8 protein-coding genes are annotated in these 10,022 nt (G+C 61.1%); all 8 read right to left on the reverse strand.

Translation table 11 applies throughout. The features are described 5' to 3' along the window. Window positions 1-112 precede the first annotated feature (112 nt). Entirely contained in the window at window positions 113-784 is a 672-nt protein-coding gene (locus HBN54_RS13080; protein ID WP_168673657.1) for a cytochrome b/b6 domain-containing protein, read from the reverse strand. A 22-nt stretch (window positions 785-806) separates the two neighbouring features. Next, entirely contained in the window at window positions 807-2,051 is a 1,245-nt protein-coding gene (locus HBN54_RS13085) for a pyridoxal phosphate-dependent aminotransferase (RefSeq protein ID WP_168673658.1), read from the reverse strand. A gap of 79 nt (window positions 2,052-2,130) precedes the next feature. Further along, window positions 2,131-3,096, reverse strand: a complete 966-nt coding sequence (locus HBN54_RS13090) for an N-acetylmuramoyl-L-alanine amidase (RefSeq protein ID WP_168673659.1) — start codon at window positions 3,094-3,096, stop codon at window positions 2,131-2,133. Window positions 3,097-3,179: 83 nt separating this feature from the next. Then, complete coding sequence (locus HBN54_RS13095; protein ID WP_168673660.1) at window positions 3,180-3,962, reverse strand: hypothetical protein; 783 nt, start codon at window positions 3,960-3,962, stop codon at window positions 3,180-3,182. A 134-nt stretch (window positions 3,963-4,096) separates the two neighbouring features. After that, window positions 4,097-5,785, reverse strand: coding sequence for a ribonuclease Y (gene rny / locus HBN54_RS13100; RefSeq protein ID WP_168673661.1), 1,689 nt, complete (start codon window positions 5,783-5,785; stop codon window positions 4,097-4,099). Window positions 5,786-5,916: 131 nt separating this feature from the next. Next, complete coding sequence (locus HBN54_RS13105) at window positions 5,917-6,210, reverse strand: cell division protein ZapA (RefSeq protein WP_168673662.1); 294 nt, start codon at window positions 6,208-6,210, stop codon at window positions 5,917-5,919. A 39-nt stretch (window positions 6,211-6,249) separates the two neighbouring features. Further along, entirely contained in the window at window positions 6,250-6,546 is a 297-nt protein-coding gene (locus tag HBN54_RS13110) for a coiled-coil domain-containing protein 22 (protein ID WP_168673663.1), read from the reverse strand. A gap of 256 nt (window positions 6,547-6,802) precedes the next feature. Beyond that, window positions 6,803-9,814, reverse strand: a complete 3,012-nt coding sequence (locus HBN54_RS13115) for a M16 family metallopeptidase (RefSeq protein WP_168673664.1) — start codon at window positions 9,812-9,814, stop codon at window positions 6,803-6,805. Window positions 9,815-10,022 lie beyond the last annotated feature (208 nt).

Consider the following 10,022-nt stretch of genomic DNA (forward strand, 5'->3'; position numbering starts at 1 on the left):
GGAAACGAGGGCCAGCTGAAATTACATTGACAAACAAGAAGCCCATTGCTGTTCAGCAATGGGCTTCTTGTTTGTCAGGCTCCCCCACTCCGCAGGAGCGGGGGTTGGGAGGTTACGCCTTGCTGTTCGGCGCTTCGCCGCCTACCATGCGCGAAACTAGGCCGTGGTCCTCCTTGGTTTCGGCCCACACCACGCCCACCACGTGCAGCGCAATGAAGCCCATAATGAGGTACATCGTCACGTTGTGGATTTCTCCGGCGGTGTGGTGCATGGGGCCGAAGAAGGCCGTGTCCTCGTATATCATGATGAGGCCGGTGGCCACCATGATGGTGAGGAAGATATAAAACAGCGCGTAGGTGGTTTTGGCAAACAGAATTTTACCGGCCTTGCTCTTATCGACGGGTGGGGCGAGGCGGTAGCGGCGCAGAATCTCCATCAGCCGAGCCGAGAAGCGCAGCTCCGACGGCCCCGCGAGCTGCAGGCCCAGCCGCAGCACCCACAGGGCCACCAGTGCCCAGCCGAAATAGATGTGCCAGGTCCAGATGCGCTCGCTGATGATGTGCGCAAAAGCACCGCCCTGCTTCGCGGTTATCGTGACGTTGGCCTTGCTCATGGCCTGCTGGAACTCGGGCACCGCCGACTTGGATTTGACTATCACCTTCTGAAACAGAATGGTAATCAATTGCAGGCTAATCAGTAAGGCATTGGCCCAGTGCCAAAACCGCAACGGGGCGCGGTAGTCTTTAATGGGGGCTTCGACGGCGGGGGCAACGGCTTGGTACATAGCTGCGGTGGAGAATAAATGATTAAGCAGGGAGAGCAATGGCAGCTTCTACGGCCGCAGCGGGCACGGGTTCGAGGCGGCCGGGATAGGCCAGCAGCGCGTGCGCCAGGCAGTAGAGCGCCGCCGCCAAATCGGTCTGGTTGATGACGTAGGCCAGGCGCACTTCCTGCCGGCCCAGGCCCGGCGTGCGGTAGAAGCCGTTGGCCGGCGACAGCATCAGGGTCTGATTATCGAGGGTGAAAGCTTCGAGCAGCCACTGGCCAAACTTCTCGGCATCGTCCACGGGCAGGCGGGCCACTACGTAGAAGGCCCCGCCCGGCACCGGGCACACCACGCCCGGCATGGCACGCAGGGCATTCACGGTAAGGTCGCGCCGGGCCTGGTACTCGGCGCGGGTTTCGTCGAAATAGGTGGCGGGCAGGTCGCAGGCGGCTTCGGCGGCAATCATTTCCAGTACCGGCGGGCAGACGCGCATTTGCCCGAAGTGAAACGCTGCCTGCCAGATGTTGGGGTTGCGCGTGACGAGCGCGCCTACGCGGGCCCCGCAGGCGCTGTAGCGTTTCGAAATCGTGTCGACCATCACTACGTGCTGCTCGCTGCCGGCCAGGCTCAGGGCGCTGGTGGCGTGGGCGCCGTCATAGCAGTACTCGCGGTAGGCTTCGTCCGAAATCAGGTACAAGTCGTGCTGCTTGCACAGGCCCAGCAGGGCATCCAGCTCGTCGCGCCGGTACACGTAGCCGGTGGGGTTGCTGGGGTTGCAGATGAGAATAGCCCGGGTGCGAGGCGTAATAACCGCCTCAAAATCAGCCATCGGGGGTAGCGCAAAGCCGTCCTCGATGTGCGCCGTCACGGCCACGATGCGCACGTCGGCTGCGATGGCAAAGGCCGTGTAAGCACCATAAAAGGGCTCGGCCACAATCACCTCATCGCCCGGGTTCAGGCAGCTGAGCATGGCGAAGAGAATGGCCTCGCTGCCCGCCGTGGTCACCATAATGTCCTCGAAACGCGCCGGAATACCGGCGCGCCGGTAGTAGGTTTCCAGCTTGCGGCGGTAGCTGTCGGTGCCCGCGCCGGGGGCGTAGCCCAGCACCGCGATGTCGGCATTGCGCACGGCAGCCAGCATTTCGGGCGGCGTCAGCACATCGGGCTGGCCAATGTTGAGGGGATAAACGATTTTGCCCAGTTGGCGGGCGGCATCAGCATAAGGCAGCAGCTTGCGAAACGGCGAAACGGGCATGGCCTGCCCGCGCTTGGATACTTCTGGCATAAAATCAAATTAAATCTCCGGCCGGCGCGGCATCGGCCACCAGCTTACTTGGTTGGCTAAATATACGGCTCGCAGTCCCTCACAAGCACTTCTTATACAGATTATACAGAATCCGGTTGTCGGCATCGCTGAGCGGCGTACCTACGTTTTGCTGAATGAAATGCAGCTTAAACGCCCGGATAGCCGCCGGCAAATCCCGCGTGTCGTACCCGATAATGCGCAGCGCCTCGCGGGGGCTGAACACCGTAATCGGTCCGTTCAGCCGCGCCAGCTGGGCATCCACTTTGCTGGTGTCCACGGGCAGGATGGTGGCCATCGGCACATCGTCCGGGGCCGGCAGGGGTGGGGTGAGCAGGCGGCCGGCCAGGGCGGCGGCACTGTCGGCCACAAAGGGGCTGGGCAGCGGCCCGGCATCGTACCACAGGCCAAAACCGTTGGTAGCCAGCCGCTTCCAGGGAAACAAGGCGCTGGGGTCATTCTTGCGGCTGGGCGCAATGTCGGCATGGCCGATGAAGTTGGCCGCCGGAATATTGTAGGCTTTTTTCAGGCCGCCCAGAATGTGCATCAGGCTGGTAATCTGCGCTTCGGCAAAGGGCTCGGTGCCATTGTTATCCAGCTCAATCCCGATGGATGAAGAGTTGATGTCCGTGGTATTGCCCCAGCGGGCCACGCCGCCGTGCCAGGCCCGGAGGTAGTCGTTCAGCATATGATACACCCGGCCGTCGCGCCCAATCACGTAGTGGGCGCTCACCTGCGTGCTGGGCAGGGTGAACGTCTTGAGCGTCTGGGCCGTGGAGTCCTGCGCCGTGTGGTGAATGACGACGTAGTTGGGCTTGCGCAAGTTGAAATTGGTGGTGCCCACCCAGTACTTGCCCAGCAGGCTGTCGCCGCCCGGCGTGGTGCCCGGCATGGCGCGCAGGGCCTCGGCATAGGCCTTCACCTGGGCTTTATACGACTTGTTGGTGGCGGCGTAGGGGTTGCGTTGGACGGCGCAGGCGGCCAGAGCGGCAGCGCAGGCCAGGCCCAGGCAGTGGCGAAGGGTCATCGGGCAAGGAAAAGTGTCGAGGAGAGAACAGCTAATTAGCGGTCCAAATTTCCGCAAAAAAGCCGGTGGCTCAACGTTCGCCGTTAATTGGTTGGGGCCTTGCGGAACAGAAAATGCGGAAATACCGTGATGCCGATGGTGGCATAGCCCCGGTTTTGCTTCAGGTCGCGCACCCCGGGGTCGTAAGTCAGGTTCGGGTCTTTTTCGTTGTAGCCAAATGTGCTCGACGTGCCCCAGCCCGCCTGCAGCTGCACGGGCCGGTTTTCGGCAGGGCCCGTGCCGAGCCGCACCCGCATAAATACCATCGGCTCGCTGCGGGTCATGCTGCTTAGGTCAACAGGGCTCCCAAGGTTGGTCAGGTGCGTGAAATTTACCTGCGTAACGCGGTAGGCGGCTCCAAACGACAAGGCATCGCTGGCTTGCAAGATGCCGTAGGCTTCACCAAATACTTTGTTGTAGCGCGCATCAAATTCGTACTTAGTAGGATAGCCAAACAGAAAGCCGCCCTTGGAATAGGCTGCTGTACTCTGCGCCTGCCCGATGCCGCCCAATGCGCCCACCAGCCATTGGGTGCCCGGCTGCCAGTAGGTGCCCACGGCCAGGTCGTACTGGTGCCCACGGTAGTAGGTGCTGTCCCGCGATTTATCGCGCAGGTTGCTATACGCCGCCCGCACCAGCAGGTGCCGCACCGGCGAGTAGGTCGCCGCCACATCGGCCCGGCCATTGAGGTAGGTGCTGAGGGTGAGCTCGCCTTGGTTTTTATCGGTAATCTGCGGGGCCGCGCACTGCATAGGCATGTACACGACGCAGCTGGTTAGGAATAGGCTGAAGCCCGTACTCAGGAAAAGTAGTAGCCGTTGGCTCATGAGTTCGATAGAAAATAGGTGGGGTTTCGGGGCAGAGGGAAGTTAGGAAGTTAAGCACAAAAAAGCCCCCGCAACTTTCGCTGCGAGGGCTTCCGTGGTTTCTTTTCGACGCACAAGCTAAAGCTTATGCCACGTTACTTGGCGTAGGCCACGGCGCGCATCTCCCGGATTACGGTGATTTTAATCTGGCCGGGGTACTGCATTTCCTTCTCGATTTTCTGCGAAATCTCGAAGCTTAGCTCGGCGGCGCGCTCGTCGGTCACGTTCTCGGCGTCCACCATCACGCGCAGCTCGCGGCCGGCCTGGATGGCAAAGCACTGGTTCACGCCCTTGAAGCCGTTGGCGGTTTCTTCCAGCTGCTTCAGGCGCTTGATGTAGCTCTCCATCATCTCGCGGCGGGCGCCGGGGCGCGAGCCCGAAATGGCGTCGCAGGCCTGTACCAGCGGCGAAATCATGGCCGTCATCTCAATCTCATCGTGGTGGGCACCGATGGCGTTTACCACGTCGGGGTGCTCTTTCCACTTCTTGGCCATCTCCATGCCCAGAATGGCGTGGGGCAGCTCGGGCTCCTCGGTGCTCACCTTGCCGATGTCGTGCAGCAGGCCGGCGCGCTTGGCTTTCTTCACGTCGAGGCCCATCTCGGCGGCCATGGTGGCGCAGAGGTTGGCTACTTCGCGGCTGTGCTGCAGCAGGTTCTGGCCGTAGGATGAGCGGAAGCGCATGCGGCCCACCATCTTAATCAGCTCGGGGTGCAGGCCGTGAATGCCCAGGTCGATGATGGTTTTCTCGCCAATCTCAACGATTTCCTCTTCAATGTTCTTGCGGGTCTTCGCCACAATCTCCTCCACGCGGGCCGGGTGAATGCGGCCGTCCTTCACCAGCAAGTGCAGCGAGAGGCGGGCAATTTCGCGGCGCACAGGGTCGAAGCCCGAGATGATGATGGCTTCCGGCGTGTCATCCACGATGATTTCAACGCCCGTAGCGGCTTCCAGCGCCCGGATGTTGCGGCCCTCGCGGCCGATGATTTTGCCCTTCACGTCGTCGCTTTCAATGTTGAAAATCGACACGCAGTTCTCAATGGCGTGCTCCGAAGCGGTGCGCTGAATGGTTTCCAGCACAATCTTCTTCGCGTCCTTGGTGGCCGTCAGCTTGGCCTGGGCCACGGTGTCCTTCACGTAGGAGCTGGCCTGAATCTGGGCTTCGTTCTTGAGGCTTTCTACCAGCTGCTCGCGGGCTTCGGCGGCGGTCAGGTTGGCAATGGTTTCGAGCTGGCGCTGCACCGAGTGCAATTGCTCGTCGGCATCGCGCTGCTTTTCTTCCAGCTCGGCCATCGTTTCCTCGTGGTCGAGGCGGCGCTTTTCGGCCTGGCTTTCCAGCTTGTCGCGCAGCTGCTGAGTGTCGGTCTGGTTTTTCTCGCGCTGGCGTTCGAGGTCGCTTTCCTTTTTCTGAAGCTGTTCGAGTTGACGCTGCGTGGTTTCGGTGAGCATCTTGATGCTCTGTTCCTGCTCCACCACGCCCTGGCGGCGCTGGGTCAGCTCGCCTTCCAGCTCGGCTTTGAGGCGGCGGCTTTCCTGGTCAAACTCGTTGCGCAGCGTCTTAAACTTGTTCTTCGACTGCTCCAGGCGCTCATCGGCCTGCTTGATTTTCTCGTCGCGAAGACGGTTGCCTTTCTCCTCCGCGTCGCGGAGGATTTGCTGGGCGCGGGCCTGGGCCTCGCCTTCATGGTCCAGCCGGGCTTTGCCGGCCAGCTGCCTGCCCACTACGATGCCCGCCACAAGGGCGACCACCGCGGTCAGCAAACAGTATAATATGATGGATGACATGTAATTATGGTTTTTGGGGTGGGGTAAAAACCATAACCAGGTAGAACGATTTTGCCCGGGCCGGGCGGAAGCGGCCGATTGCCGCGCCGCCCTGCCGGGCCAACGAGTTGTGTGCGTGCCGGGCGGGGGTATTACCCCGTCAGCACCACGCCGGATAGTAGCTCGTCGAAACGAGCCAGCCGTTCGGTTAGCGCCGCATCGGTGCCATCCTTTTCCTTGCTCACTTTCAATTGGTCGGCCATTGTGGCCAACGCAACCATGGCCAGCAGGTCCTGTTTGTCCTGAATGCCGTAGCCTTCCCGGAATTCGCGCAGCTTGTCGCCCAACAGGCGGCCGGCCAGGCGCAACCGTTCCTCATCCTGCACGTCAACGCGCATGGGATAGTCCCGGTCAGCAATCCGAATTTTTATGGCTAATTCGCTCATAGGGCGAAAGTTAAGGCAGGGGGGTGAGGGTCGTTCGGTTTAGTCTCTCAAATAGGCAAGACACTTATCCAGTTCGCGGATGTATTCGTTGAGGCGCAGTTTAAGTTCGTTGGCGTGGGTGGGTTCCCCAGCTATGGTGTGTACAAGTTTAACGATATTTTCCTGGTTTTGGCGCTCTTTTAGCAGGCGGTCTTTCTCGCGCACGTCGGCGCGGAGCTGCTGCACGGTGGTGTTGGCATCGGCCAGGTCCTCGCGCAATTGCTGATAGGCAGCCACTAAGGTGGTAATCTGCCGCTCCAGGCGGTCTAGTTGCGCAAGCTGTTGGGAAGAGGCCACGGGCGAATAAATTTTGGGTGAAGATAAAGCGGCGGGCCGAAAGCTACGCTTTACCCGGCGCTTGCTCGCGGCTTGTGCCTCAGCAAGGTTTGAATTTGGGCACGGATGCGGAGCAAAACAAGAACGTCAGGCTGAGCGTGCCTTCACATTCCTACCACAGTCATAATCCATCAGTTAGGATTAGCTGCACAGTAGCAATGCGTCGACAAGCCCAGCCTGACGCTGCCTCAGCCGTCACGACGGCCCATTCGTTGACTTAGCTCTTGCCTTTCTTGGTCTTGGTCTTGATTTTGCTGCCATCGTCGAACTGCTTCTTCATCTTTTCATCCGTCGGCGCGGCCATTTCCGTGGGGGCGGGCATGGGCATCTTTGTCATTTCGGCGGCCACGGGCTTGCCTTCCATGTCCAGCTGCACCACGGGGTAGCCCAGGGCCTGCAGGGCGGGCAACTGCTTGTCGTCGCCCACCACCACGATGGCCATTTTGTCGGCCGGCAGGTATTGCCTGGCGATGGCCTGCACGTCTTCCTTTTTCAGGTTTTTCAGAATGTCGGTCTGCTGCTGCACGTAGCTGGGGTCGAGGTTGTATTCGACGAGGCGCGACAGGAACCCGGCTTTCTGCTGGCCGGTTTCATACTTCAACGCATCGCTCTGGCCGATGGACGACTGCACGAAGGCCAGCTCCTCATCGGAAATGCCGTTCGGGTAGTTCGAAATCTCGCTCATGAACTCCTTCACCGACGCGGCCGTGGCATCGGCGCGCACGCCGGCCTGGGCCGTGAACGGGCCGGCGTAGCGCGTGCCGGCAAAGCCCGAGCGGGCACCGTAGGTGTAGCCCTTGTTTTCGCGCAGGTTCAGGTTGATGCGCGAGTTGAAGGCGCCGCCGAGCAGGTAGTTGGCCAGGTAAGCGCGGTAGTACGGGCCGGTGGCGTCGTACTTCATATCGGTGAGGTAGCCCACCCGAATTTCGGACTGCGCCGCGCCGGGCTTGTTCACGAAATAAATGGTCGTTTTGTCGGGCTGCACACCAGCCATGTCGGCCGGGATGGTCACGTCCTTCTTCGCCCAGTTTTTCAGGAAGCCCAGCTGCTTATCCAGCGTGGCCTGGTCCACGTCGCCCACGGCCACGAGGTAGCTCACGTTGGGCGCGTAGTAGGTGTTGTAGAAGCTCTTTACATCGTCGAGCGTGATGCTGCCCACCGAGGTGGTAGTGCCCGCCACGGCCGTGCCGGCAATGTTGTTGGAGCCGTAAACCAAGCGGTTGTAGGTGAGGTCGGCCATCACGGCGGGCTGGTTGGCGAAGTTGGCAATCAGCTCTATTTGCTGCTTTTTCACGCGGGCAAAGTCGGCCGCGTCGAAGCGCGGGTGCAGCAGGCGTTGCTCCAGCAGGGCCATGGTGGCGGGCAGGTGCTTGGTCAGGCTCTGCACGTACACAGTGGTTTCGTTGTCGCCGGCGTTCACCGACACCGATGAGCCCAGCTTGTCGAGGGCGGCCGAAAACTGCTCGCCGGTGTACTTCTCCGAGCCCTCGTTCAGCATGCTGGCCGTGAGCTGAGCCAGGCCAGCCTTGTCGGGCATGGCCTGCTCCAGCCGGTGCCCGCCGCGTATGGTGAGGCGCATGGTGACGGCCGGAATCTCGGTGTTTTTAGTGCCCACCACTTTCAGGCCGTTGGGCAGGGTTTCCTGGTACAGCGCGGGCACCTTCACCACGGGATTGGTGCCGGCAGTGGGCTGCTTGCTGCGGTCGAAGGTATCGGTGGCTTTCGTATATTTCAGGCCGTTGTAGCCGTAGTCGGGCGCTTTGTAGCCCGCCTGGTCGATGGTGTAGTTGTCGGGCCTGGCCGCCGCTACACCGCCGGTTTTCGGCAGCACGCTGAGGATAACCGCGTGTTTGCCCTTAATGTACTTGTCGTACACGCGCTGTACATCGGCCTTGGTGAGCCCACGCAGCTCCTTCAGGTAGACGGTGAGGTAGTTGGGGTTGTTGAAGTAGGTCTGGTAGGCGGCGAGCTGGCTCACCTTGCCCTGCACGCTGGCCAGGCTATTGATAATCTGGGCCTCGTTCTGCGCCTTGAAGCGCTGCACGTCGTCGTCGGTAACCCCCTTTTTCTCAAACTCCTTCAGCGTGTTGCGGATGATAACCTCCGTGCTATCCAAGGTTTTGCCCGGGAAAGGCAGGGCCACAAAATCCAGGAAGCCGCCCAGCTCCGAATTCTGCTGATAGGCCTGGGCCTGCACGGTTTTCTGGGTTTTCACCAGGTTTTTGTAGAGCAGCGAGGTTTTGCCGCTACCGATGATGTCGGCCAGGGCGTCGAGGGCGTAGGCGTCGGGGTGGCCGTTGGGCACGGTCGGGAACACCATTTGCAGCATCGGGAAGCGCACGTTGTCCTGGTAGCTCACGTAGCGGTCGGCGGTGAGCACGGGCGCGGGCAGCTTCTGCACCGGCACCGAAGGGCCGCGCTTGATGGAGCCAAAATACTTCTCGGCCAGCTTCACTACTTCGGCGGGCTTCACGTCGCCGCCCACGGTGAGGGTGGCGTTGTTAGGGCCATACCAGCGCAGGAAAAAGTTCTTCAGGTCGTCCACGTTCGAGCGGTCGAGGTCTTCGAGGTAGCCGATGGTGAGCCAGGAGTAGGGGTGGCCGTAGGGGTACAGCGTTTTCGAGATGTACTCGCTGGCCAGGCCGTAGGGGCGGTTGTCGTAGTTCTGGCCCCGCTCGTTCTTCACCGTCGAGCGTTGGATTTCGAACTTCTTCTGGCTCACGGCATCGAGCAAGAAGCCCATGCGGTCGGCCTCCAGCCACAGGCCGGTTTCGAGCTGGTTGCTGGGCAGGGTTTCGAAATAGTTGGTGCGGTCCTGGTTGGTGCTGCCGTTGAGGGTGCCGCCGGCGGCCGTCACCAGCTTGAAGTGCTGCTGGTCGCCCACGTGGTCGGAGCCCTGAAACATCATGTGCTCAAAGAAGTGCGCGAAGCCCGATTTGCCAATCTGCTCGCGCGCCGAACCCACGTGGTAGGTCACGTCGATGTGTACCAATGGGTCGGAGTGGTCTTCGGCCACCACGAGGGTGAGGCCGTTGGGCAGCACGTACTTCTCGTAGGGAATGACGAGCTGGCCGGGCTGCTTGGTTACCTTCTCGATGAGCTTGGTGCCGCTGGGCAGGGTTGCCAGCGCCGTTTTGGCAGCCGGGGCTTTGGTGGCGGGTTTTTGCTGGGCAAAGCTGACGCTGGTCATCAGCGCCAGACCCAGGGTGGACAGGAAACGAAGGTTCATTTGTGCGGAAAAGGTGAAAGAATGAGGATTGCGGCCGCAACTTACGGCCGCGCAGGCAATGGCCGGGCGGCTTGCGCTACGGCCAGGTTTATCGGCTGCCTGCTGGAAGCATTACAGTTTCAGCCCGCAGAAGGCGCAGAGGCGTGGGGCGAAAGGGCCCCAACCTGTGGGGCCTAGGGGCCCCCCCCCGGCCCCGGAGCCGGGCGCG

Source organism: Hymenobacter artigasi (assembly GCF_012275535.1).
Classification (GTDB): Bacteria; Bacteroidota; Bacteroidia; order Cytophagales; family Hymenobacteraceae; genus Hymenobacter; species Hymenobacter artigasi.

Excerpts from the sequence above, each read along its gene's own strand:
- HBN54_RS13090 (WP_168673659.1), bottom strand. The coding sequence starts at position 3,096 with ATGACCCTTCGCCACTGCCTGGGCCTGGCCTGCGCTGCCGCTCTGGCC.
- HBN54_RS13085 (WP_168673658.1), bottom strand. The coding sequence starts at position 2,051 with ATGCCAGAAGTATCCAAGCGCGGGCAGGCCATGCCCGTTTCGCCGTTT.
- HBN54_RS13105 (WP_168673662.1), bottom strand. The coding sequence starts at position 6,210 with ATGAGCGAATTAGCCATAAAAATTCGGATTGCTGACCGGGACTATCCC.
- HBN54_RS13115 (WP_168673664.1), bottom strand. The coding sequence starts at position 9,814 with ATGAACCTTCGTTTCCTGTCCACCCTGGGTCTGGCGCTGATGACCAGC.
- HBN54_RS13095 (WP_168673660.1), bottom strand. The coding sequence starts at position 3,962 with ATGAGCCAACGGCTACTACTTTTCCTGAGTACGGGCTTCAGCCTATTC.
- rny (WP_168673661.1), bottom strand. The coding sequence starts at position 5,785 with ATGTCATCCATCATATTATACTGTTTGCTGACCGCGGTGGTCGCCCTT.
- HBN54_RS13080 (WP_168673657.1), bottom strand. The coding sequence starts at position 784 with ATGTACCAAGCCGTTGCCCCCGCCGTCGAAGCCCCCATTAAAGACTAC.